The sequence below is a fragment of the Fluviicola chungangensis genome, from assembly GCF_007558725.1.
Classification (GTDB): Bacteria; Bacteroidota; Bacteroidia; order Flavobacteriales_D; family Crocinitomicaceae; genus Fluviicola; species Fluviicola chungangensis.
In genome coordinates this window covers 209,084-234,153 of sequence record NZ_VLPL01000004.1, presented here as the reverse complement: position 1 = coordinate 234,153, position 25,070 = coordinate 209,084, and the positions used below count along the sequence as shown (strand labels likewise).

14 protein-coding genes are annotated in these 25,070 nt (G+C 42.5%); 5 read left to right on the top strand and 9 right to left on the bottom strand.

The window, feature by feature from the left end:
- Positions 1-166: 166 nt before the first annotated feature.
- Positions 167-1,132 (top strand): glycosyltransferase family 9 protein, encoded by a 966-nt coding sequence (locus FO442_RS09865; protein ID WP_144333006.1) that lies wholly within the window; start codon positions 167-169, stop codon positions 1,130-1,132.
- A gap of 201 nt (positions 1,133-1,333) precedes the next feature.
- Here FO442_RS09865 and FO442_RS09860 read toward each other — a convergent pair whose 3' ends face one another.
- A complete protein-coding gene (locus FO442_RS09860) occupies positions 1,334-2,896 on the bottom strand; it encodes a sensor histidine kinase (protein WP_144333005.1) in 1,563 nt (520 codons plus the stop codon).
- 230 nt (positions 2,897-3,126) lie between these two features.
- Between FO442_RS09860 and FO442_RS09855 the strand changes: the two genes are divergently transcribed.
- Both FO442_RS09855 and FO442_RS09850 read left to right on the top strand, forming a co-directional pair.
- A complete protein-coding gene (locus tag FO442_RS09855) occupies positions 3,127-4,731 on the top strand; it encodes a fumarate hydratase (RefSeq protein ID WP_144333004.1) in 1,605 nt (534 codons plus the stop codon).
- 208 nt (positions 4,732-4,939) lie between these two features.
- On the top strand, positions 4,940-5,806 hold the full coding sequence (locus FO442_RS09850) for a hypothetical protein (RefSeq protein ID WP_186280033.1): 867 nt from the start codon (positions 4,940-4,942) through the stop codon (positions 5,804-5,806).
- A gap of 264 nt (positions 5,807-6,070) precedes the next feature.
- Here FO442_RS09850 and FO442_RS09845 read toward each other — a convergent pair whose 3' ends face one another.
- Positions 6,071-6,754: a hypothetical protein gene (locus FO442_RS09845; RefSeq protein ID WP_144333002.1), complete on the bottom strand. Its 684-nt coding sequence runs from the start codon at positions 6,752-6,754 to the stop codon at positions 6,071-6,073.
- Between the two features lie 487 nt (positions 6,755-7,241).
- Here FO442_RS09845 and FO442_RS09840 point away from each other — a divergent pair, with 487 nt between their 5' ends.
- On the top strand, positions 7,242-7,760 hold the full coding sequence (locus tag FO442_RS09840; protein ID WP_144333001.1) for a hypothetical protein: 519 nt from the start codon (positions 7,242-7,244) through the stop codon (positions 7,758-7,760).
- Here FO442_RS09840 and FO442_RS09835 read toward each other — a convergent pair.
- The 7 genes from FO442_RS09835 to FO442_RS09805 form a co-directional block, all read right to left on the bottom strand.
- Entirely contained in the window at positions 7,757-8,407 is a 651-nt protein-coding gene (locus tag FO442_RS09835) for a hypothetical protein (RefSeq protein WP_144333000.1), read from the bottom strand. The genes FO442_RS09840 and FO442_RS09835 overlap by 4 nt on opposite strands.
- A 201-nt stretch (positions 8,408-8,608) precedes the next feature.
- Entirely contained in the window at positions 8,609-10,405 is a 1,797-nt protein-coding gene (locus FO442_RS09830; protein ID WP_144332999.1) for a GmrSD restriction endonuclease domain-containing protein, read from the bottom strand.
- 2 nt (positions 10,406-10,407) lie between these two features.
- Positions 10,408-11,403 (bottom strand): HNH endonuclease, encoded by a 996-nt coding sequence (locus FO442_RS09825; RefSeq protein WP_144332998.1) that lies wholly within the window; start codon positions 11,401-11,403, stop codon positions 10,408-10,410.
- Complete coding sequence (locus FO442_RS09820) at positions 11,390-13,612, bottom strand: AAA family ATPase (protein WP_144332997.1); 2,223 nt, start codon at positions 13,610-13,612, stop codon at positions 11,390-11,392. The genes FO442_RS09825 and FO442_RS09820 overlap by 14 nt, the downstream gene beginning before the upstream one ends.
- A gap of 28 nt (positions 13,613-13,640) precedes the next feature.
- Positions 13,641-15,506 (bottom strand): restriction endonuclease subunit S, encoded by a 1,866-nt coding sequence (locus tag FO442_RS09815; RefSeq protein ID WP_144332996.1) that lies wholly within the window; start codon positions 15,504-15,506, stop codon positions 13,641-13,643.
- Positions 15,499-17,115, bottom strand: coding sequence for an HsdM family class I SAM-dependent methyltransferase (locus FO442_RS09810; protein WP_144332995.1), 1,617 nt, complete (start codon positions 17,113-17,115; stop codon positions 15,499-15,501). The genes FO442_RS09815 and FO442_RS09810 overlap by 8 nt, the downstream gene beginning before the upstream one ends.
- Positions 17,116-17,119: 4 nt before the next feature.
- A complete protein-coding gene (locus tag FO442_RS09805) occupies positions 17,120-20,188 on the bottom strand; it encodes a type I restriction endonuclease subunit R (protein ID WP_144332994.1) in 3,069 nt (1,022 codons plus the stop codon).
- A gap of 380 nt (positions 20,189-20,568) precedes the next feature.
- On the opposite strand from FO442_RS09805, the gene FO442_RS09800 reads away from it, so the two are divergent.
- A complete protein-coding gene (locus FO442_RS09800) occupies positions 20,569-23,400 on the top strand; it encodes an outer membrane beta-barrel protein (RefSeq protein WP_186280031.1) in 2,832 nt (943 codons plus the stop codon).
- Positions 23,401-25,070 lie beyond the last annotated feature (1,670 nt).

Genomic DNA, 25,070 nt, shown 5'->3' with positions numbered 1-25,070 from the left:
CTGCACATTGCTTTTAATCAGATCACATCCCGCGAGTGTTCTCGAAAGATGCCGCGTGCCAGTTCGGGTGCGCAGCGTATCGGGAACGCACACGCAGGACGTATCGGGCCGGACATGAATTGTTTAAATTTTTCGCCCCTACTGTTTTAATAGTTACCTTTACTCCATGCAGCGCTTTTTAGTCATTCAAACAGCTTTTTTGGGAGATGTCATCCTGGCTACCCCGGTAATCAGTGAGCTGAAGCGTCTGCACCCGGAAGTGGAAATCGATGTGCTGGTCCGGAAAGGAAACGAAGCCATCCTGGCAAACCATCCTGACATTCACGAAGTATTCACTTTCAATAAAAAACAGGGGAAATGGAAAGAAATGATGCGCTTGATCCGTTTGTTTCGTTCGAAAAAATACGACGAACTGATTAACCTGCAACGCTTCGGAAGTTCCGGGATCATCACCTTTCTTTCGGGGGCAAAAAAGAAGGTTGGTTTCGACAAAAACCCTTTCTCTTTTTGTTACGATGTTAAGATCAAACACGAGATAGGAAAGGGGAAGCACGAAGTGGAGCGCAACCTGGAATGCATTGCACATCACGGTGCAAAGTCCCTGGTCCGACCGGCCGTCTTTCCTTCGGATGAGGATCGTGCGAAAGTGGCCCCTTATACTCACGGACCATTTTATACACTGGCTCCGGCTTCCGTTTGGTTCACGAAACAGCTTCCTGAGAAGAAGTGGATCGAACTGGCAACTAACCTGAAGAAGAAAGGGACGGTTTACCTGGTAGGTGGTCCGGCTGATTTTGAATTGTGCCGGCGCATCCTGGAAGCGGTGGGATTACCTCCCGAAAATAACCTGGCAGGGAAATTAAACCTGCTGGAATCCTGTGCTTTGTTTGAAAAGGCAACGCGCTGTTTTGTGAACGATTCAGGGCCGTTGCATATGGCTACGGCGGTGAATGCCCCGGTTACGGCATTTTTCTGTGCAACAGTTCCGCGTTTCGGTTTCGGACCGCTCTCCGATGACAGCGAGATCCGCGAAACAAAAGAAGCATTGATCTGCAGACCCTGCGGATTGCATGGCGGAAAGATCTGCCCGGAAGGACATTTCAAATGCGGACGAATCGACGTGAGTGTTTAACCACTAAGCACACGAAGAGCACAAGGATATAATTTAAGATGTTCGTATAGCTTTCCTCTTTACACTTGTGTGTAGTGATAATTAAAATCCACGAGGTCTTAAAAAAAAGCAAATCGAACAAAATGATATACCAGCTTCTCGGGCTTCATTCATAAAGTTGGTTTGAAAAAAAGAGTCTCGTGTGCCTCGCGCTCTTCGTGGTTACTTTAATGGCAAACTCACCCGGATAGTGGTTCCTTTCCCGATCTCCGAATGCACCACATACACCTTTCCTTTGTGGTATTCTTTCACAATCCGTTTTACCAGGGACAGTCCCAATCCCCAGCCACGTTTCTTGGTGGTATAACCCGGCTCGAAGATCGATTTGAACTGTTTGGGCAGCAATCCTTTTCCGGTATCGGTAATTTCAATATACACGCGTTCGGGAACGATTTTGATCGTGACATCCAGTTTTCCTTTGGACTCCATCGCATCCACCGCATTCCGGATAATGTTTTCCATCACCCATTCCATGAGTGATTTGTTGTGGTTCACCAGTGCCGGTTCGTCCGGGAAATGGGTTGTCATTTCCACTTTCTGGGAAATCCGCGGACGTAAATAATCCATCACACCCTGGATCGTGATGCGGATATCGCTTTGAGTCAGGTGTGTTTCCGACCCGATTTTGGAGAAACGTTGTGAGACCGTATCCAGCCGTTCGATGTCTTTTTGCATTTCCGCAATGATGTTCTGGTCCACATCCTGTGTTTCGAGTAATTGGATCCAGGCCATTAATGAGGAAAGCGGCGTTCCCAATTGGTGTGCCGTTTCCTTGGCCATTCCTGCCCAAACCTGGTTTTGTTCTGCTTTCCGGAAGGTGCTGAAGAGCAGGTACCCGATGAAGATGAATAACCCGATGATCAGGAACTGGATGTAAGGGAAAAATTGCAGCTGTTTCAATTCATCCGAATTGTCAAAATACAGCAACGTTACCTCATCACCTCCGAAAGAGATCGTAATCGGTTCATTGACCAATTCCAGGGAATGCAGCGTTTTCTTGAGGTTCTCCGGAGACGTTTTTGCTTTAGGGAGATTGCTTGAAATAAGAGAATCCCGGTGCATATCCATCAGGACTACCGGGATCAGTTTGGAGTCATTGATCAGCTCGTTGTTGAACGCTGTGATCAGGGAATCGCGTTCTTTTTCCAGCTGAATGGTGCGTTTGGTATCGGTGTAAAAGGATGTCATGGTCAACCCCTTCACCACTTCAATCCGGAACGGTGCATGTTTTTTCTCCCAAATGTGAGTCAGCGCCAATAAACTGTCTTCGTATTTTTCAACCAGTTGCTTCCGGGATAATGCGGGATACATTTCGCGCAGATCAGCTGTGTCGAAGTCGATATTCGTATAGCTGGAGATTTGATTTTGGTTGTCCACCAGGATGACCGGGATGTCTTTGTTCTCATTGATGATGCTGATGGGAAAACGGTAATCCGGGAAGCAGTTCATATCTGCGGGTTCTTTGGAGATTTCTTTCGTAGCATCCAGGTACAGTTTGATTTTCCGGCGTTCATATCCGCGCAGCTGTCGGAAAGCCCGGTTGGTAAATTCGACCAGCTCCGCTTTTTTCTTGATTGCATCGGCCCACTGCTTGGCACGCAGGCGTTCCCGGTCCGATACTTTTTGTACCGTTGAATTCGATACCCACAAAGACGCGGCTACCGTAATCAGGGCGAGTACCAGCAGCACGATTTTCCATTTCTGTTTGTTGGAGTATAAATTCATCTGTTACGAATGTAGTTAAAAACGGAGTTTTGTGAGGTAAATTGTTTTCAATTCGTTTTTACCAATACTTAGTCCTAAGGCTGATTTAGTCTCCCTCCTTGAGGAGGGATTAAGGGAGGTGGCTAAGAGTGGACGTCCTTTAAGGTAATACGCCACCTTCCTCGATCCTCCCTCAAGGGAGGAGGACTAGAAATTTTCATTAATTTTGCGCGTGAACAACTAGAATTAAAATGGCTGACTTTTTTTACCAGGAACCGTACCCGATCCAAAAGGATCCGACCGAATACCGCAAAGTTTCTTCTGATTTCGTAACCGTAGAGAAAATCGGGAACCGGGAAGTGCTGAACATCGACCCGAAAGGATTGGAGTTTTTGGCGCAGGAGGCATTGGCAGATGTTTCCTTCTACCTGCGAACTTCCCATTTGGAGAAATTGCGTGCAATCCTCGATGATCCGGAGGCAACGGATAACGACCGGTTTGTGGCTTACAATTTATTGCAGAATGCAACGATTGCCGCGGAAGGACAACTGCCTTCCTGCCAGGATACCGGAACGGCGATTGTGGTCGGTAAAAAAGGCGAAGATGTGTACACGGGCGTTAACGATGCCGAATACCTTTCCAAAGGAATTTACAATACCTACCAGGAGCGCAACCTGCGTTATTCGCAGATTGTAGCTTTGGACATGTTCGAAGAGAAGAACTCCGGTTCCAATCTTCCGGCACAAATTGATATTTACGCAGCGCAGGGACCGAAATACGAATTCCTGTTCTTAGCGAAGGGTGGAGGTTCTGCAAACAAAACGTTCTTATACCAAAAAACGAAGTCCTTGCTGAACGATGCTTCGTTGGAAGAGTTCATCAAGGAAAAGATCAAGGATTTGGGAACTTCTGCATGTCCGCCATACCATTTGGCGTTCGTAGTAGGAGGGACTTCCGCTGAAGCGAACCTGGCAGCGGTGAAAAAAGCTTCTGCCGGTTATTACGATCATTTACCGACGGAAGGAAACATGGGCGGACAGGCTTTCCGGGATTTGGAGTGGGAAAAACGCATCCAGAAAATTTGCCAGGAAAGTACGATCGGGGCACAGTTCGGCGGGAAATACTTCACGCACGACGTACGGGTGATCCGTTTGCCTCGTCACGCGGCTTCTTGTCCGGTCGGATTGGGTGTTTCCTGCTCTGCCGATCGCAATATCAAAGCAAAGATCACCAAAGACGGCTTGTTCGTAGAGCAATTGGAGAAAAATCCGCGTCGTTTGTTACCGGAAGTCCCTCCGCATTTGGAGCCGCCGGTAACCATTGATCTCGACAGACCGATGCCGGAGGTATTGGCTGAATTGTCGAAATATCCGATCAAAACCCGTTTGAAACTGAACGGAACACTGATCGTAGCACGCGATGCTGCTCATGCACGCATCAAGGAATTGCTGGATGCAGGTCAGCCGATGCCGGAATACTTTAAGAATCACCCGGTGTATTATGCCGGTCCGGCGAAAACACCGGAAGGAATGCCTTCGGGAAGTTTCGGACCAACGACAGCCGGTCGGATGGATTCCTACGTGGACTTGTTCCAAAGCATGGGCGGAAGCATGATCATGCTGGCAAAAGGAAACCGTTCGAAAGAAGTAACGGAAGCGTGTAAAAAGCACGGCGGATTCTATTTGGGATCGGTGGGTGGTCCGGCTGCGATCCTGGCAAAAGAGAACATCCTTTCCGTGGAGTTGGTCGATTTCGAAGACATGGGAATGGAAGCGGTGCGCAAGATCACCATCAAGGATTTCCCGGCGTTTATCATCACGGACGATAAGGGGAATGATTTCTTCGCGAATTTGTAAGGGGGAACCACGAGGAACACGAAGCACACGAGGAAAGGTTTTTTATTCACCGCAAAGAAAGGAGTACGCAAAGTTTTAGACTAATTCTCTTTGCGCTCTTATTCTCTTTGCGGTTAATTCATATGTTCTTAGTCTTCCTTGCGGTTTCAAACCGTGGAAATCGTATTTTAGAAAAGTGAAAAACCGGCTGCTTTTTATCATCTGTCTTTTGCTACTGTCTGCACAGGTCTTTGGTGCTGAAAATCCGGCATACCTGTATCTCAAAATGCCATCCGGGATCAATACGAAAAAGTACCAGTACCGGCTTCTCACAAACTATGTGAATAAGAGCAGTACGCGTGTTGGCTGTATGTTTTCTGCTATTGATCAGCCGGGACAACTCATTATCTGTGAAGTAGAAGACACCTTGGTGGACCTACAGTTCATTGTAAAGGACCGATGGGGGCCCGGAGAATACCTGCACCACAGTATTCGCATTCAAATAACTGCCGATTCCGTTTTTTATCCCATTCCGGAGTTACCGGATGAAGCGGCAATTGATGCACATATCCGCGACAGGGAAAAGGTTCACCGAAAGGAGCAACGTCGGGATGGTTTTCACACCTTCATGACAGATTGGAAATCCTGGTATATCTATGCGAATTTCTACCAGGGAAACCGCCCGTACGGAGAAGTGAGTTTCAGTAATGCCCGTTATAGCGATGTCCCGGTGAGAAGAGGAAGTTTGTTCAGAAGCCGCATCACTTACGAACCCGGTCTTATCCGTGGGCCGGTTTACGGTGCAGAATTTAATTTCGGTTGGCGCAAGAACGATTTCATCCTAGGTCCCAAAATCGGTTTCCAGATGAATGGTCGCTTAGGCAATCTGGGACTCAGTGCAGTCTATTACACTGATTTCACGCACGGCCTGGTTTGCCTCAAACCCCGCATCGGGATCAACCCCGGAATTCCATGGGTCAATTTTTCGTATGAATACGCGATCCGATGTGGGTACAACTACTTCGGGAACCGGATCAATTCGCACCAGTTCAGCGTGTATTTTATTATTCCGTTACGGGTGGTGGAATTCCCCTAAGTTGTCTTGCTTCTGGCTTCGCAGTCTAAATGTTTATTCATTCTTTGCGCTCTTTGTGTCTTCGCGCCTTCGCTGTAGCTACAGCGTAAGCGTTGCGGTTTGTTTAAAAAAGCTCTGCCGCAGGGGGAGACCGTATCAAACTATTCTCTTCGTGTGCCTGGTGCGCCTGGTGGTGAAAATAAAAAGGGATCACCCCTTCTATGGATAATCCCTTTAAACAGAATAAAAAATAAACTTCGTGCACCTCGTGTGCTTCATGGTTCATTAGGCGCTCTTCAGGTCGTTTTTGCTGCTGCCCGGGCCGCTTTTCCCAATGATCCTTCGTGCGGCTTTGTAGGTTACGAAGAAGGGATTGTTGGAACTCTGGAACAAACTGATGAAGCGGTCGAGCTGTTCAATGAGCAGTTTGTTGAGCTGCTTTTCGAGTTCTTTGATGGATTTGGTCTCCAGCGAGCGCTCAATGATGGCCTGGCGGACGCTGTTTTTGCGTTCTTCATACTCCGCTGTCTGGTCGCGGAATGCCTGGATAAGTGCCGGGTCAACTCCAAGGGCTACCAACTCGGTTTCGTATTGGTCCACATCTTCCAGGAGAGAACTGCACACCACCTGTAAGCGGTCATCTGCGAAACTCTCCAGCTTACTTTTAGACTCTTTGTGGCGTGCACGCAAAGTAAGGTCGTTTATTTGGACCGCATGCAGGAAGAGTCCTTTTTTCAGGATACACATCCGGTCAATGAGCTGAGAGATGAATGTTTCTTTGGATAGACGGATTCCCAGTGTAAGTGTATTTTGTGCATTGAGCCTGTTGTTCAGGTTGTTTAATAAGCTTTCAAATTGGCTTATTACGGATGTAATTGCCGGATTCGTGTTCCAGCTGCTTTGATGATCTTTTACCACCGCGAGTACATTCTGGTACATGGCCATGTGGTGTAATGTTGACTTTTTCATGATTTCTATTTTTTTATAGTATCGTAGTACCACTTGGGAATATTGTGCCAAAGTGTTGAGGACCAATTGTTAACGGTCGTTAAATCAGGGGTTTTGCTGAGTGAAGTGCAGCAGTCTTTTTTCAAACTGTATCCATGAATGAAGGAATGATTTCGATTTTTGGTCATTCTGCATGCCGTTTTTTGGGTTCGGTGTCCTCGTCTACGGGTTCCGGTAGCTATTTTCTTCGTTCGGGAAGCACGAAGATGCAGTGCAAGATGGTCGAATATGCGTTCGGGAGACACTGAGATGGACTTCCACCTGGTTGATTGCTCGTTCGGGAGACTCTTTTTTTCGTTCGGGAAAGACGGAGATTCGTTACCAAGGGGTTGACTGCGCGTTCAGGAAGGTGTGACGCGCGTATCGGATGCGGGGAGATTGAGATTGGAAGGAGAGAGATGGGGTTGGGGAGTTTGTTTTTTCTGTTGGGGAGAATTATTTTTAGCAGATGGAACATTCGAACGATACGAGAACCAATGAACGTGTATGGAATAACTTGTTCATATCCATATACTATTGTTTGTGTTTTTCAATTATTCCTGTTGGTTTAATCGTAGCATTTATCAATAATCCACGCCTGATATATGCATTACCGGTGGGACTTGTATTGTTTTGGCTGTTGTATGAGTTGTTTATGCTGGCCTATATCCGTATCACCTTCCAGGACGGTGTCCTGATTTTCGAACGTCCCCTGGGGAAATACGGACTTTTATTCCGCAAACGAACGCGCCGCATGACGATCCTTCCCGATGATTGGAGTGAAGTGTACAGTCATTCCTACAAAGGCGGCTATTCCTTTTATTTCCGGAAAGATCGCACAGCTGCTTATTTCGTGTCCTTTGATGGCATGGGTTCATTCAAAAAGGAGTTAAGGGCGTATTTCCCGGGAAGGAAGAAAGAAACGCTGGATTTTCCGCGCCATTTAAAGCGAAAGATGCGGAGGGAAATGCCGGAGCGGGTGTTTTAAGTTTTAGCAAACCATATTTTCAGCCACCGGATTTTAATTTCTTTCTGACGTTCTGTCATTGTTCCGTGTTTGGTTAATAAGTGGTGCATTTTATTAACTCGTTGTTCATAGAAGGAAGCATCATTTTGATCAATATTCCGTGTATAATTATCAATATATTCAGACAATATTTCAGAAACTAATTTTGGAGGAAGTATATTGAGTTGAATTTGGTAGTTTGGAAACCTGTTTTCCAGTTCAAGCTTTAGTTCCTGATATTTTCTACTGCTTTTCCAGTTTAGATCGGAATAAATGAAATCACTTAACTCCCTGTGGTTCCTTGGTAGTGTTTCCCGGAAGGTATACATGCCGAGTTTGCTGTAAATGTATGAAGCTTCTTCAAAGGTAAATTTCCGTCTTTTCGAATATCGATTATTCCAAAGTTCTGGACAGAAAACCTGAATCCATTTGTGAAGGGTATCAAGATCAACCTGGTAATAGGTGGCAAAATACTCTTTTGTGTAGGGCCGTTCAGGACTTTTTGGATCACTAACTTCATTTATCATGTCACAAATAAATAGCAGAATTTCAGGAAAGCTCTTGTTTTTTAAGAGCTTTCCTTGTTTTCTGATCAAAGATTCAATGGTTTTGTTCTTTGAATTTGACATAAAGCTCAATTTTCAATTTCCCCGACTTCTGTAATATTCCTCATTGTTTGGATTGAGCTGGTTGGAATGATTGTCTAAATCTTCCTGTGTGTAATGATAACATTTGTCTTCTTTTTTCATACTTGTAACACATTAAATTTCTTCAAACTTAATAGCAAGAAATCTGGACAATGGAAAAAATCGGAGATAGCTGAAATAAGTTTACAAACTAAAATAGTATGCTTTGATTTTCTTTGCCATTTCCTTTCTCCTCCATTCCAGGAAGGAGTCGTAATCAGCAATCGATAGTTCGTTAAGATTATGAGGTAAACAATGAGCAGTTAAATTCTGATTCAACTCATCAATATTCTGAATTCCACCATAAACCAATTTGCTCGTGTTACATTGTTTTTGAACGTCTGTCATGTAAACGCCCGGGGCCTTGTTTCCGATTTGAATATTAATTTCCTGTTGGGTATAGACATAATTAGCAATTTGATTGTAGCGCCCTCTTGGCAGTCCATTATGCTTCAGGAAATGGCTGGGGAAAACATGATGAATATCTCCACGATGTTCCAGGAGATTACGCACAGTAAGATCTTTTGATAGAAATCCTTTGTCATTGGCTTTGACTTGGGAAGCAAGAAACACATTGAAATACGGACTGCTGGAGACAGAAGTATCTAATTGCTGAACCAGAGCAACGTCCCAAAAGGCATCAGACAGTTCAGCAGCTTCTTTTTCAGCCAGGAATTCCTGCAATGACCGGTTGTCGATTTGCTTGATGTCATAATCAAAGGTAGATTCAGGTGATCCTGAATAACGTCCTGTTAAGATCGAGTAAACGTACCACTTGCGCACGTATGTTTCAATTTCTGATGCCGGAACTTTTTGTTCTTTGAGCTTCAAGTATACGATGTATGCAAAGTTCAATGCGTTTTGCGAACGGATCATTTTCGGAGAAATGAAACCTGCCGATTTGATAATCATCAGGAAACGTTTGAAGTTCGTTTCGTTCATGAATGCCATTACACCATCTCCCAGTTTTTTGAAAGATGTTTCTGCAATACTTTCCTCGAACGAGCGTGTTTCAAAGTTTCTTCCGGATAGAAGACTGACAAGATCGGACAGTTTTCCGCGATTAAATTGGGTAGTAAATGCTACACGTAACACATCTGTGTAACTTGGGTCATACAAATCCTCATTTTCAGAGCGTAACCAGGTCATGGCCCGGAAATAATCGGTTTTGGAAAATTCCGAATCATTATCACTAATGAATTGATAAAATTCCGGGGCAATAGCTAAGTGACTGAAATAGTCGATTGCTTTGCGTAGTGTTTGTCCGCCGTAACTTTCATTGGCTGCAATTTTACTCATAGCGAAATCGGCCTGACTGAGTACAACACCCTGGGAATTGATTCGAATAAAAATTTCTGTAACGGTTTCAATATCCAGTTCTCCTGCCAGTTCAATCATCCCAATTTGTTTTTTGGCTAAACCAAATAAACTATTGATGGATTGAATCACTTTTTCTTGGTCTACTTCCGGATTCTGTTGTAAATATTGGGTGATGAATGCAAAAGAATTGAGTGTCCCATTCAGAACTTCGGAAATATCCGGAATCCAGAGTTTATCTTTCAATATAACTGGAGTTTGCACTTCAAATTTTTCTTCCAAAGGATTAAAAGCGATACGTATACGTATGCGCTTGTATTCTTTGTTGACCACATAATCTCCGAGTATTGCTGCTGTGAGAGCAGTCACACGTTGTTGACCGTCAATCAATACTTTTTTGCCTTCTGCGGTAGAACCGTCTTTCAGTCGCACATTCGGGTTGCGCCAGGTGATGACATATCCTACGGGATAGCCCCGATACAGGCTGTCCATCAAATCACGAACTTTGGAGGCATCCCATACAAAGGGGCGCTGGATTTCAGGAATGGCTATTTCACCGCTTTTTACCCAAACTAATAGGGTTTCGATGAGGTGTTGGTTGACGGAGTAGAGTTGGGTTTGCATGTTTAGATCAATTTTAGCTGTCTTGCAATATCTTGAGTGAATTTTGCCAGAGGACGTTTGTGTACGTCTTCAACTCGCGTATAATTTCCAATAAGAATACGTTCTAAGAAATCGTCATCAGGAATGATGCTTGTAAAACTTCTAATTAAGCCATCCTTATAAGATTGAGTATACAACTTAGATTTATGAAGAAGTTCCTCAACTAAATCCTTTTGAGTGTTATAAATGCCTTGTATATCAAACATCTGATCGAATTCGTTTCTCTCATTAAATTTACCATCAGTATGAGTGAACCAATATTTTATATTTGACGTGTCATTATGTAGGTGGAAATCCAAAATTGTTTGATCATCAAGAGCGAACTGATAAGGTTGATCATCTGAATAAGAATAAAGCTGGAATTTTAATGATTTATCCAATTTGGAGCGATTACAATTTCCGCATACCGGATAGAGATTGAAAAATGAAGTTGATAAAAACGGATATTTGGATTTCGGATAGTAATGATCTAATTCTAGTTTTCCTGAAACGTGAATTTCGCCTTTTTTCTTCTTTTTATTATAGTACTTCATTTGAGTAACTATCGTTAATTGGGCATGGCAATACACACAACATTTAATGGCCGAAATATCCATAAATTGTAATATCTCATCTGAACGCAGATCATCATATCTCATGGCATGGACGATGGATTCATGGAAAAAGAAGTTCTTGTTGGGAACTTTCGTATTCAGTAATTTAGATCCGGGTAAAGCATCAAATTTTTTGACAAAGCCAACTAATTCTGAAGGGTCCGCCTTTAGAAGATCATCGTAATCCTCAATTATCTGTTCTACATATTTCTTATGGGCCTTATATTTTCGCGGAGGAATACTGGACTTCAATTTTTCCAAGCGTTCCAGAGGTGTAACAAAATGTGCAGATCTGTTTTTAAATAAATCAGTGCTAAATTCTTGCGCCTTTTGTTTGAGTTCCTTAGTGATTTTAATTGTATGCATTTTCAGAATTATTTTGGTCGTTCAATTTATCTAACTTACTCTGTATCCGTTTTAATTCCAGTTCCAGTTTTTGTCTTTCATCCGACTTATACTTTCGATTGTACAGTGAATACAACCTCTCACGCAGTATTGGTTCTCCAATCAGTGGTATAATTTCCAGTACTTCGTTTTGCTGCCATTTTCTTTTTGAATGTTCACTGCGATTTTCATCATCAGTAAGAAATAAGGCTAAATCTGAAATGATTTCTTTCGCAAATTCGCCCATGAATCCTTTCTTTAAAAAGAAATCATTTGCCAGTAAATCATGGATATTGGCTCCAAAAGTTTGCTTTGCCATTTGTTTTGGTTCTGATTTTCCCTCTTCATTCAAATCCAATCTAAGAATGTTTTGAGCAGGGATATCAGATAATATGAAAGGGGAATGTGTTGAAAAAACAACGTTTAACTGATTGATTTTATTGAGTGGAAGTAAATCAATTCCTTTAATCAGATTCGAAATAAATTTCCGTTGATATTCGGGATGAAAGTAGAGTTCTATTTCGTCGAATACAATGTTTACAGATTTGTACGGCACGGGTTCGTTTTGAAAACCTTTTTTTGTTGAAACAATTTTTGAGTTGGTCCACTGAATGGATTCCAGGTTCAATAAATGGTAATAACATGTTTGCAAAGCTGAAATAAGTTGGCTTTCACCTGAACTTAAAGAAGATAGTTTGAAGGCCTTCTTGTTCTCTCCTTTTTTGTAAATCGATATCTCTGAGTTAAATATAGCTGGTGGCAAAAAATAAATAATTTCCTGATAGTTTTTACCGGCTGCATTTAAAACCAATTGTGTTAGATCTTCAAGGGAAATTTCATAGATATATACTTCTGTATTCGGTTTTGTTTCATCTTCTTGAAGTTTCCAATCTCTAATTACATTCTTGTTTTTATCGGTTTGTTTATTAAGAATTCCATTTTTGATAAAGTTATATGCTTGTCGAAATTTGAAAGTAGTGTGACTGTTATTGCTAATGAGCACATTAAAAAAATCAGTCCATGATTGATCTGATTTTGATTGTAAAAGATTAAATAACTGGAATTCAGGGTATTTGTAAGCGATCTTGATCGCTTTATCAATAAGATAAGTGATGAGATAACCTTCAAATTGTTTCGGTATGTCCGGATGATGAGAGCCTAAGAATGATTTAAACGTTTCGGAGATAAAAGTATATTGATCGCCATTTATGGAATAATAATTCAGAAAACCATCACGGTCAGCACTCCGTTCATCAAATGATGTCTTATCAAAACTGAATTCGAGTTTTTGTATATACAATTCATCTGTCAATGAGCAGTCTGAAGCGTCTTTTGCATTTTTAAAAATCAGATTGGATAAAAGTCTTTGTTTGTTCAGGTATTCTTCCCGGTTAACATCAAACTTACCATTATTTCGCATTGGATTTAAAACAATTGGCGTCCTGTACCCGTCATTTTTATGGAACAACGGATTAATCCATTTTCCAATATGAGAAGCGTTCAATCCGTAAATAGAGTAATTGAGAACAATGGAATAAAAAATTTCTGAGAGTAAAGAACGGTTTTCCTTAGTTAATTCTGTTAAAGGACGTCCATTCAGCTCTGAAATACCGTTTCTAATGAAATTATACTGATCAAAATATGTTTCCCCTTGATCAAATTTCAGGATATAAAGTATATTATCTCTGGTGAAATAGAATTCTGCCGAAAAGTTATGTTTCAGGTCTGAAAATTCATAAAATCGATTTGTGATATCTTCCCGAGAACGTGGAAGCGATTGTCCACAAGTAATACATTGTTCTTTTGGTGTATTGTATTCTTCCTTTACCAGTAGCTCAAAAGTGCATCCTAATTGATATTTCGCAAGTAATAATAATTCGATTAAGCTACTTTTTCCACTTCCGTTTTTTCCTACAATCGCAGAAACATTAATGTTACATTTTGTAATTCCTTTTGCATCTACAAGATCAAAAATGTCTGTTTTATTAGTCGGTAAATATTCAATACTGTCTACTTCTACTACTCCAGAAACCGGGTTTCGATTAACATCACTAAAATGATAGTCATTATTTAATTTGTATACAATACCTTTTGTCAGGACTTTTGTAAAATGGTCATCACAATTTTCCAGTGGCCTAATGGCAATTAGTTTAAACCCCTTTTGTCCAATTTCGTCTTGGTTATTTTTCATGAATAGTGTTTTGTGTGGTTATTTATTTTTATCTCATCACATTCCGATGCCAATTTTCTTTTATTATCATCTCCAACGCCTCCCGTGTCTCCGCTTCTGTAAACTTATCCGCCTTGCTACTTTCTTTTCCGCCCTGTTTGATCTTCCAGTTTGCCATTTCATTCCTTATAACGACAGGTTCAAGCAATTGCCGGTCTTCTATGCACTTCAGTACTGTTGCGAACAACTCTTTCTTTTCCGCTTTCTGAGTTCCGAAATAACGGCTGAAAACTTTGGCGTTCATTTCGCTGATAGCGTTGGAGACAGTTTCTTTTAAGTGCGTTGGAATTTTATCCAATAATTTCCCCTCATCTTTCAAATCCACATAAACAGCTTTGCTGTTTGGAAAGTTGACTTTGTGGAAGTACTGTTTGGTATTCAACAGTTTCTTCTCTTCCGGATCAAAGGAACCCCAGTTGTGCTGCTTGAACTGGAAACCGGTTTCAACACCGTAAATCCGGTCCAGTAAATAAACATCCTTGGCAGTTGCCATTTCTCCTTGCTTCACCTCAATTTCCTGATTGGCCCAAATGGTGGTGTACAGCATTTGGATTTTGGCATAACTGTTGTTTTTTGGTTTGGCTGTTTGTTCTTTTTCTTTAGATTCAGCATCCGCTATTGTCACCTGTCCGTTCATTAACATCGGTAATAGCCAATCACGAAGTGCAGCGAGTTCTTGGTTTTGTTTTAGATTGTTCGAAATTTTTGAATTTCCGGGAATTACGAAATGACCAAATTTTTCAATTAGTGTTTCTGGAGGAACAGGAAAACACAGCTCTTCAATATCTTTAGGGTAAACATGTGGTTGAGCAGATCCTCTTGCTTGTTTGAAGATAAACTCTTGATGTAATTTTAAAAATCCTAAAATATGTATAGTGTCAGCATCAGTTCTACCTCTTACGGTTGTGCAATCACATGCAAATATTGGTTCTCTCCAGAAATTAATAAATCCGGCACTCGCACCCGACGCACTAATGGTAATAGTATTCTCAGGGTAATTAGAAGTATCATGATAATATGAAAAATCTAATCCGGCTGAAACGACTTTAATATTTCCATTTGTATTTGAAGTTTTTTCGGTGATTAAAGTTCCCTTTTTAATGAAAGCATAATTTCCTAATGATTTCACTTGCCACCCCTCCGGAATCTCCCGCTTCAACACCTCATTCCAAACCATCTTTCCTCCGGAAGTTTTATACGGTTTACCTTCCAATTCAGGTTTGCCCATAGCTAAAGCCTGTTCTTTGGAGATGGGGAAATCAAACTGCACAAACCAATAGTCATAAATGAGTTTAGCCATAGCTTCTAACTCAGTGTTGATCTTATTGTTGAGTTCGATTTTTTGATTCAATAAAAACAGAAAGTCACCAATCTTTTTCTGTTCGTTAAACGAAGGAAGGACTAAATCCAAATAAGAAAAAATTTGCTCATTCAAACTTGCTCTTAAGGTCATGATTGCATTGTTGTTCATGGTTTTCCTAAAGAGTTTACTTCTTAAATAAAATGCCATGAATTTGTGATACGTCACATCATTTTGCAAAGGTCTAAGTCGTTTTAAAAAACCGCTATAAGATGCTTCAGAATAATCTTTTACCGCTACACTGCTCATTCCTAGCTCATCTAATGTTTCACTTGTCCTTGTGAGAAAAATATCACCTTCTTTTATTGAATAGATAATCTTTTCATTTTCTGAAATATCCATCAAATCAGGAAGTTCTTCAGGAAGAAAATGATTTTTGAATACAGTACTAAATGATAAAAACGGTGTTCCGTGTCCTGCTTGTTCAGGTTTTGAAGAAATACCTGAATTCATTTCGTAAAGTTGATTGAATTTATAAGTTTTTGTCTTATTCATACTTCAACCCTTTCAACTGTTTTTGAATTTCTTGATCCAATCGGTTTCCTTCCGCAAACAATTCTCCCAACCGGCTTTCAAAGCCACTCATCTTAGCCTGAAACTCTTCGGGTGTAATATCCACATACTCAATCTTCACCTCAAAATATTGCCCGGCAGAAAAAGAGTAATTCTTTTCTTTGACCTGTTCTTTGCTGACTACGACCGATAAATCTTCAATGGCTTCTTTGTTGTTGAAGGTAGCAATGATGTGTTTTTCTTCTTCCGCAGTTAACACCGTACGTTGATTCTTATCTTCTTTAACGGTTTGTCCCAACTTGGAAGCATCCATCAGTAGGATGTGTTCGCTGTCGGCTTGTTTATCCAGGAACAGCACGGAAACGTTTGTTCCCGTAGATGCAAAAATGTTACTCGGCATACTAACCACTCCACGCAGCCAGCCTTTATCTATCAAACGTTCCCGGATCTTTTTCTCTATTCCGCTTTGTGCGGTGATAAACCCTGTTGGAACGACAATAGCAGCTTTTCCGGTATCGCTCAAACTGTGCATGATGTGCTGAATGAACAGCAGGTAGATCGCCATGGAATCTTTCTTGGCTTTCGGTACATTGGGGATACCTGCAAAAAAGCGTTCTTTGAAACGGTCGGCTTCCAAATCATTCCGGAAATCGGAGAAATCCAGCTTGAACGGCGGATTCGACACAATGTAATCAAACTTTGTTTCCAGGTAGTAGGGCTGCGCCATCGTATTCGTCTTGATGATGTGCGGAATACTGTGCGTGAGGTTGTTCAATACCAAATTCAGACGCAGCATATTGCTCGACTTTTGAGAAATGTCTTCCGAGTAAATGGTACAGTTGTTTTCACCGATCTGGTGTGCAATGCTCATCAAGAGCGTTCCGGACCCCGCACTGGGATCGTAACACTTCACTTTCTTGACCGGTTCGGGGACCAGGATACTCGCCATGATGCGTGCAACGGCATGTGGAGTATAATATTCGGCGTATTTCCCTCCGGAATCAGAGTTGTAGTCTTTGATCAGGTATTCGAAAATCGTTGCAAAGAAATCGTATTTCTGTTCGAACATTTCCTCGAAGGAGAATTCGAATAATTTGTTCACCAGTGCTTTGCAAAACGCATCCCGCTGCGAAGAATCGGAAATAAACTGGCTCAATTCATCGAATAACAAATCTTTGGCCCCGGAAAAAGCTTTTACGGAAAATACATCCGCATTTTCACTACCGATCTGGCGCAAGGTATCGTCAAAGGTTTTGGCGAAATCACCGGCGTTTTGATGATTGTATAAATATTCAATCAATTGATGTACTTTCAAATGCGGTACATTCGGGTTGAGGGAATTGATCAGGAATTTGTAATCGTCGTCGCTCAGTTGTTGTAACGCTTCGGTGAAATTTTCTGCTTTTGCAAGAGCGTGTTGTACTTGTTTTACCTCGTAACGAAACTTGTCGTTGAGGAATTTATACAGGAAAACCTGCGAAATAATTTTGAATTCGTTTCCGTCATTGCCCAAGCCGTAATTCGCACACACGCTTTTCAGGTTGTCGATGAGCTGTTTGGTCTTGGTGATGAAACTGATGTCTTGTGTCATGTCTTTATGCTCTGCTCAATAATTGTAAATATTCCCGTGCGATTAGTTGGTTAATGGTTTCGGTGGTTGCAAAGTCCAATGGGATTTGTTCTTTGGTCCGGAATTCCTGGATAACCAGCTGCATCAGGAACCGGTTGAAGAACGCTTCATTTTGCAGGATGTCGATTTGACTTTCCAGTTTGTCATCTACTTCCAGCTTTACCTGCATCAGTGCCCGGTGCAATTGTGATTCTTTGATATTCAGTTCTTTTCGTTCGGCAATGCGTTTGTGAATGCGGGCAAACTTGTCATCGTTTTGGTACCGTTCATTGATCAGGCCGTTCATGCGGTTCAATTCTTTGGCCTGTTCGTAGATTTTTTTCAGTAAAGGCATGCTTTCCAACAAATCCTCCTGGGTGATTTCCGATAGGTTTTTCTTTTTGAAAATACGTTCCAGTTCTTCGCGTAATGTAATGAACTTCGGGTCGTGGTGATCGATATTGTTTTGGAGTGCCTCCCGTGTTTTGCGAAGAATGTCCTTGTATTCATCGGCCAATTTCAATTCTTCTTCACCCACTTTGATAAACTCGAAGACAATGTCTTCCAAAGCTGCATTCAGCAAGTTCTGAGAGCTTTCTTCGTTGCCGATACTCTCCAGTAAATTCAGGTTGTCTAACCGGTGTTGTGCTTCAATCAGCAAACGGTTTAAGTTATCAAAGTCGGCAAGTTCTCCCAAACCTTCATAACCGTTCACAGCAATAATGTTCTTGAGTTCTTTCGCATTGCGAAGGGCCTTGACCAATTGCATCAATTGCTTTTTATCAGTGAGTTCAGCAATTTGCTGTGAGAAGCGTTCTTTGTTTTCCGTATCGTAGTAGAACAGCGTTTCGGCAATTTCAGCCAATTCATCCCGGATTTCTTGTTCCGATTTAAAAAGGTAATTATAGAATTCCAGGTCGTCTCCCAATTCATTCTGCAATTCCTGGAAATACAGCTGATTGGTTCGGTCGAACGCACGGGAAATGTCTGCAAAGTCTACTACGTATCCGTACTGGTAATGCTTATACGGGCGGTTTACACGGGTCAATGTTTGCAATAAGTTGTGGTCCTGGATTACACGTGCCAAATACAATTTCTTTAAACGCTTGGCATCGAACCCGGTAAGCAACATGTTGTACACAAAAAGAAGATCAATTTTTCCTGCTTTGTATGCTTTGATCAATTCTTTGCGAATGCTTTTATCGTTTTCATCGTGAAGGATAAGTGCGGCTGTTAATTTTTCTTTTTTGCGCTTTCCGTAAGGAATAGCAGGCTCAGCAACCATAGGTAATTTCTCCGCATCCACTTCCTGGATTCCGTAACGGTCTTCAAATAACTTGAAAAGCATTTTGGCCTGTTTGGAAGTATCACAAACTACCATTCCTCCGAGTGTTTCGTCCTGATAGCGATTTCTGAATTCAATGAGGTCTTTTGTAATATAATTGAACAGTCCTTCAGCAAATCGACTATCTGCATATACATCCGAAGCTTTGATGTCACCTTGTTTGATTTTCAGCTGTTCCATGATTTCTTTCATTTCCAGCTTGAAACTTCCCTGGATTTCCTCACGGATTAAACGCAAGGTATAACCATCCGCAATGGAACGGTTGTAATAGTACTTATGAAAGTAATTCCCAAACAGCAATTTGGAATCGTATTCCTTGGCAACTTCCCGGAGCAATGGCGTTCCGGTTAAGGCAATCATCACCGCATTTTTATCTGAATTGATCAGGTTTGCCAGGTAGTTTCCTTTTGGATTGTAACTCCTGTGCGCCTCATCCATAATGTACACACGTTGCGTATGGATGTCGTAATCCGGTAATTTACCCACCGTAGAGTCTTCGCTGAACTTCTGAATATTAACTACTGTTATTTCAGCTTGTCCGCTATCATTATGAATGGCACCGGCTACTTGTAGTTCCTGTACAAATTCTTGTCTGGACTGAATAGTTTTCACTTTCAATCCACGATTTGTAAACTCGGTTGCAGATTGAATCAATAAATCCAAGCGATCTACAATGAAGTAGAATTTTGGAATGATGTTTTGTTTCTGATAATAATCTGTCAGGTGTTTGACATTGTAATAAGTGAGAGCTGTTTTACCAGAACCCTGTGTATGCCAGATGATTCCTTTTCGTTTCCCTTCATCCAATTTTGCCGCAATTGCCTTGGTAGCAAAAATTTGAGGATAACGCATGATGTGTTTTTGTAAACCGGTTTCTTCTTCCACATAGGCAAAAGCATATCTTAAAATGAAAGCGAATCGTTCTCTCGAAAATAAAGATGTCAGAATCCGATTGGTAGGAGAATTTGGGTTCTTGTTAGTATTAAATTCCGGACTTTGTTTGATGACTAGCAGATTGTTGTCTTTCAGAATAGCATTTTCTTGTTGTTCTGTTAGCACCAACAATTTTTGCTGAACCGGATAATCTTCATCTTCTCTGAAATAATTAAAATGTAAATCAGAGTAAGCTGATGTCGCATAGAATGCACCGAATACCGGTTCTACAATACCATCTTCGTATTCCATGTTGTTAGAAAACACCATAAGTTGTGTGATGTTTGCAAAACGACGGAAGCGTTTATTTTTGAATCTTGAATTGATTCGGCTACGCTCTGCAAGAACTCCTTCTTTGTTGTGAGGTTTTTTCACTTCCACAAAAGCCAATGGCATTCCATTGATCAAGACAGTTATATCCGGACGAAATTCTTCATCCCCATTTTTACAGGTTAGTTCTGTAGTAACGTGAAAACTATTGTTTTCGAAGTTTTGAAAATCGATCAGTTTGATTCCGGATTTAGAGGTCAGCCGTTCATAGAATTTTTGTCCCAGATCTTCATAGTCCAATTCTAGAGCGATTTCGTCTAATACCCTTAAAATTTCTTCTTTATTTGCTTCCGGATTAATACGGTATAGGCTGTTAACGAAAATCTCCGGAAAGATATTAGTATTCTCACGATAATGTCGATCCGTTTGCGGAATGTATTCATACCCCAATCGCATTAACTGCAAAATGGCTGGAATTTTTACGCGTGAGTTTTCGTTGAATTTCATATTTGTAGTGTAGGTTTAAGGAATAAGTTATGAATTGCTAAACTATTAAACTGGATGTTTCCAATTGTTTTTAATGTGTTATGCATTCCTTCTTCCATTCCAGTTTTTGGTCAGTCAATTGCAAATATGCTTATTTTACTAAAATTACAGTTCGTTTGCTCTGGATTTTAACTTTGGGAGAAGAAAAATGTGGTTTCCCGCAATTTGAATGTTTAAACTTTTGAACCCTTTGAACTTTTTAACTTCCCTCCCAGGCACGATTTTTGCTAATCCCGTGTGTGCTGAAGCTTTAGCGAAGGCATACGATTTTCTCCCCCGGCTTAACTAAACCTTTCGCCTCCGGAGCAATCCAAGTAAGTAAACAAACCCATTTTATGCAAATGCGCTTCATACTCGGCACACTTCTCACACTCCTTTGCTCATTTATCAGCTACTCACAAACCGAACTTTCAGGTAAGATCTCCGATCTCAAAACTTCCGAAAAATTGATGGATGCCCGCGTGGCACTCCTTTCTCCCGTGGATTCTTCCGTCGTAAAGGCTGCGAATACCGATGAGAACGGGATGTACCTGCTGGCCGGCCTCACCCCCGGGAACTACATCCTGAAAGTATCCCTGTTCGAATACGTCGACCAGTTTAAGAACATCTCCTTGCCGGAAGGGAAAGCCATTACAGACATTGCAATGAAAACCGATACGAAGCTGGATGAGGTGACCATCGAAGCAAATGCGGTGCGCGTGGAGCAGAAAGGCGATACCACGCAGTACAATGCGGATGCGTATAAGACGAATCCCGATGCGACGGTGCAGGACCTCATCACCAAGATGCCCGGCATTACGCTGGAGAACGGCGTAGTGAAAGCACAGGGCGAACAGATCACCAAAGTACTGATTGATGGGCAGGAATTCTTTGGGGACGATGCCGCGGCAGCCATGAAAAACCTGCCGGCTGAGATCGTTTCCAAAATCCAGGTCTACGACCAGGCAAGCGATCAGGCAAAGTTTACGGGAATCTCGGACGGGAACGAAGCGAAGGCCCTGAACATTGTGACCAAGGCCGGGAAGAACAACGGACAGTTTGGGAAGATCTATGGCGGTTACGGAACTCCGAACAACTTGTATGTAGCGGGTGCGAATGTGAACTTCTTCAAAGGAACGCGCCGGTTTTCCGTTGTCGGGATGTCGAATAACGTGAACCAGCAGAACTTTTCAACGGATGACATCCTGGGGGTTACGGGCTCAACCGGAAATACGGGCAGAGGCGGAAGGTATGGCGGAAACGACAATGAGAATTACCTGGTTTCCCAGCAAAACGGGGTGAGCATGACGCACGGTCTGGGACTGAATCTTTCGGATAAATGGGGAAAGAAAAAGAACACGAAAGTGACCGGAAGCTATTTCTTCAACCAATCGGATACGAAAAACGCCCAGCAGACCAACCGGACTTACGTGCTTTCTACCACGGCCGGACAAATTTACAGCGAAGACTTTTTATCGACAATCAAAAACGCGAACCACCGGTTGAATTTCAAATTCGACCTGGCACTGGATTCCATGAACTCGCTGGTGATCACTCCCAAAGTGAGTTACCAGGGGAATACCAGGGAACAAACCACAGACGGAACAACGGTGGATGGAACGAATGCGCTGATCAACCAGGTCAATAACCGGACGTATACAGAGACAAAGGGACTGAACGCCAGTACAAGCATCTTGTGGCGTCACCGCTTTGCCAAACCGAGAAGGACTTTTTCGGCGAACCTGACCGGGACCTACAATGTGAAAGAAGGAAACAACGGACAGCTTTCTTCGTCGCGTTACTACGATGAAACGGGCCAGGATTCTTTGGCAGACATCAATCAGCATACGGATAACAATACCAGCGGGTACGGAGTAAACGGGCGTTTTTCCTTCACGGAACCGATCAGCAAGTCCTGGTCCGGCGAGTTGTACTATGCACCGGCCTATTCGGCCAACAATGCGGATAAACGCACCTACGATTTTGATTCGATCGCGAACTCCTACTATTACATGGATACGACCTTGTCAAATGTGTTTGAGAACCAAACGCTGGTGAACGAAGGAGGAACGAATTTCCGCTTCCAGAAAAACAAAGTGGGATTGCAATTGGGGGTCGGTTACCAGAATTCTTTGCTGATGAACACACAAGAGTTTCCAACGGATCGCGATGTAAACCTGTCATTTAATTCCATCCTGCCGTTCATGCGTTTCAAGTACGAATTTTCCAAGTCGACAGGTTTGATGTTGGTTTACCGGGCGGGAACACGAAATCCTACGATAGACCAGTTGCAGAATGCGATCGATAACTCGAATCCGCTGTCTTTGTCTTCGGGGAACCCGGAATTGAAGCAGCAATACAATCACCGCGTATTCGCTCGCTTCAACAACACAAACATTCGGAAAGCAACAAACTTCAATATCTTCTTCGGCGGCGAAGTGAACCGGAATTACATTTCGAACGGAACAATCATTGCGACGAGTGACACGGTGGTGAACGGGAATATTTTATTGCAGCGTGGGGCGCAGTTCCGTCAGCCGGTGAACCTGCCGGGAAGTTACAATGCACGCACCTCGATTTCCTATGGTTTTTCCGTGACAAAGCTGAAACTGAACCTGAATTTCTACCTGGGCGGGGCCTATTCCGTCGCACCGGGATTGATCAACAATGTCATCAACCAGGCGAAAACCTCCAACGCGAACGGGGGGCTGACCATTTCGAGCAATATCAGCGAGAACCTGGATTTCACAGTAGGCTATACGCTGAACTACAACAACGTGATAAATACCCGTCAGAACGTGTCGGCCAACGAATACTTCGTACACAACGTCAATGCACGGTTCAACTGGATTATCAAAGAACGTCTGGTGATCAACAGCACTTATTCGGTCAACGCCTATGCCGGTTTGGGTTCCGGGTACAACCAAACCATCATGTTGTGGAACGGCGGCATCGGATACAAACTCTTAAAGAAGAAACAGCTGGAATTGCGCGTTTCCGTATTCGACATCCTGAACAACAACAACAGCATTTCGCGCAACGTCACGGAATCGTACATTGAAGACGTCAAGTCGAATGTGTTGAACCGCTATTACATGTTCACCGCGACCTATACCCTGCGCAACTTCGGAACCAAAACCCCGGACCCGAAAGAAACCCATTCGCACGAAGATGGAGGCCCGCCACCACATTAAAAATCCGGTCGGGTAGTGGAATGCAATGGAGCATATCGGGATCAATCCGTGTGTGTTCGCCTTGATACGTCCCGCTTATCAATTTATCGGACGAAGGAGGATCTGGGTCTCATTCCCGGAAGAGCGCGTGGAAAAGAGAAAGCATGGCTTTCGAAGACTGAACATAGTCCATTATGGACGTAATGTGAAGGAGGTGCCGGAAGTTTTAGCAAAAAGTGCTTGTCATTTGGATGGAGCGCAGCGCAATCTGTTCTTTTTGTGCTAAAACAAGGTTAAAGGACTTTTTAGCGATCGGCTTTGGAATGAGACAAAGGACTTTTGGTTCTTTTTGTCCTTAAAAAGAACAGGGAATCAATCATTCCTAGCGAAATTCCGATAACTATCAGGACGAGCGGACAAAACTAGGCCAGCTCCCGTTCATACTTTTTACCAAGGCTGAAAAAGTTTGGGTAAAAGGAATCATCAGCAGACCGCGAGTCCACTTTGAGCATTCACTAAACCGGATTATTTCCGGCTCCGAAGAAAAAACCGCTTCAACCGAAGGAGGATCTGGCTCTCATTCCCGGAAGAGCGCGTAAAAAAGGCCTGTGCCGTAGTTTTAGCAAAAAGTGCTTGTCATTTGGATGGAGCGCAGCGCAATCCGTTCTTTTTGAACTAAAACGAGGTTAAAGGGCTTTTTAGCGATCGGCTTGGAATGAGACAAAGGACTTTTGGTTCTTTTTGTCCTTAAAAAGAACAGGGAATCAATCATTCCTAGCGAAATTCCGATAACTATCAGGACGAGCGGACAAAACTATACCAGCTCCCGTTCATACTTTTTACCAAGGCTGAAAAAGTTTGGGTAAAAGGAATCATCCGCAGAACGCGAGCCCACTTTGAGCATTCACTAAACCGGATTATTTCCGGCTCCGAAGAAAAAACCGTTTCAACCGAAGGAGAATCCAAGGGTCTCATTCCCGGAAGAGCGCGTGAAAAGAGAAAGCATGGCTTTCGAAGACTGAACATAGTCCATTATGGACGTAATGTGAAGGAGGTGCCGTAAGTTTTAGCAAAAAGTGCTTGTCATTTGGATGGAGCGCAGCGCAATCCGTTCTTTTTGTGCTAAAACAAGGTTAAAGGACTTTTTAGCGATCGGCTTGGAATGAGACAAAGGACTTTTGGTTCTTTTTGTCCTAAAAAAGAACAGGGAATCAATCATTCCTAGCGAAATTCCGATAACTATCAGAACGAGCGGACAAAACTATACCAGCTCCCGTTCATACTTTTTACCAAGGCTGAAAAAGTTTGGGTAAAAGGAATCATCAGCAGACCGCGAGCCCACTTTGAGCATTCACTAAACCGGATTATTTCCGGCTCCGAAGAAAAAACCGCTTCAACCGAAGGAGGATCTGGCTCTCATTCCCGGAAGAGCGCGTAAAAAAGGCCTGTGCCGTAAGTTTTAGCAAAAAGTGCTTGTCATTTGGATGGAGCGCAGCGCAATCCGTTCTTTTTGTGCTAAAACAAGGTTAAAGGACTTTTTAGCGATCGGCTTGGAATGAGACAAAGGACTTTTGGTTCTTTTTGTCCTTAAAAAGAACAGGGAACACGCCGGATTTATTCTTATTTCCTCCTTTTAGTCACAAAGACTCAAATAACGTTGTCCGGTCGGATAGTGGAATGCAATGGAGCAT

Excerpts from the sequence above, each read along its gene's own strand:
- FO442_RS09835 (WP_144333000.1), bottom strand. The coding sequence starts at position 8,407 with ATGTCAAATTCAAAGAACAAAACCATTGAATCTTTGATCAGAAAACAA.
- FO442_RS09820 (WP_144332997.1), bottom strand. The coding sequence starts at position 13,612 with ATGAAAAATAACCAAGACGAAATTGGACAAAAGGGGTTTAAACTAATT.
- FO442_RS09845 (WP_144333002.1), bottom strand. The coding sequence starts at position 6,754 with ATGAAAAAGTCAACATTACACCACATGGCCATGTACCAGAATGTACTC.
- FO442_RS09855 (WP_144333004.1), top strand. The coding sequence starts at position 3,127 with ATGGCTGACTTTTTTTACCAGGAACCGTACCCGATCCAAAAGGATCCG.
- FO442_RS09860 (WP_144333005.1), bottom strand. The coding sequence starts at position 2,896 with ATGAATTTATACTCCAACAAACAGAAATGGAAAATCGTGCTGCTGGTA.
- FO442_RS09865 (WP_144333006.1), top strand. The coding sequence starts at position 167 with ATGCAGCGCTTTTTAGTCATTCAAACAGCTTTTTTGGGAGATGTCATC.
- FO442_RS09800 (WP_186280031.1), top strand. The coding sequence starts at position 20,569 with ATGCGCTTCATACTCGGCACACTTCTCACACTCCTTTGCTCATTTATC.
- FO442_RS09840 (WP_144333001.1), top strand. The coding sequence starts at position 7,242 with ATGGAACATTCGAACGATACGAGAACCAATGAACGTGTATGGAATAAC.
- FO442_RS09810 (WP_144332995.1), bottom strand. The coding sequence starts at position 17,115 with ATGACACAAGACATCAGTTTCATCACCAAGACCAAACAGCTCATCGAC.
- FO442_RS09830 (WP_144332999.1), bottom strand. The coding sequence starts at position 10,405 with ATGCAAACCCAACTCTACTCCGTCAACCAACACCTCATCGAAACCCTA.
- FO442_RS09805 (WP_144332994.1), bottom strand. The coding sequence starts at position 20,188 with ATGAAATTCAACGAAAACTCACGCGTAAAAATTCCAGCCATTTTGCAG.
- FO442_RS09825 (WP_144332998.1), bottom strand. The coding sequence starts at position 11,403 with ATGCATACAATTAAAATCACTAAGGAACTCAAACAAAAGGCGCAAGAA.
- FO442_RS09815 (WP_144332996.1), bottom strand. The coding sequence starts at position 15,506 with ATGAATAAGACAAAAACTTATAAATTCAATCAACTTTACGAAATGAAT.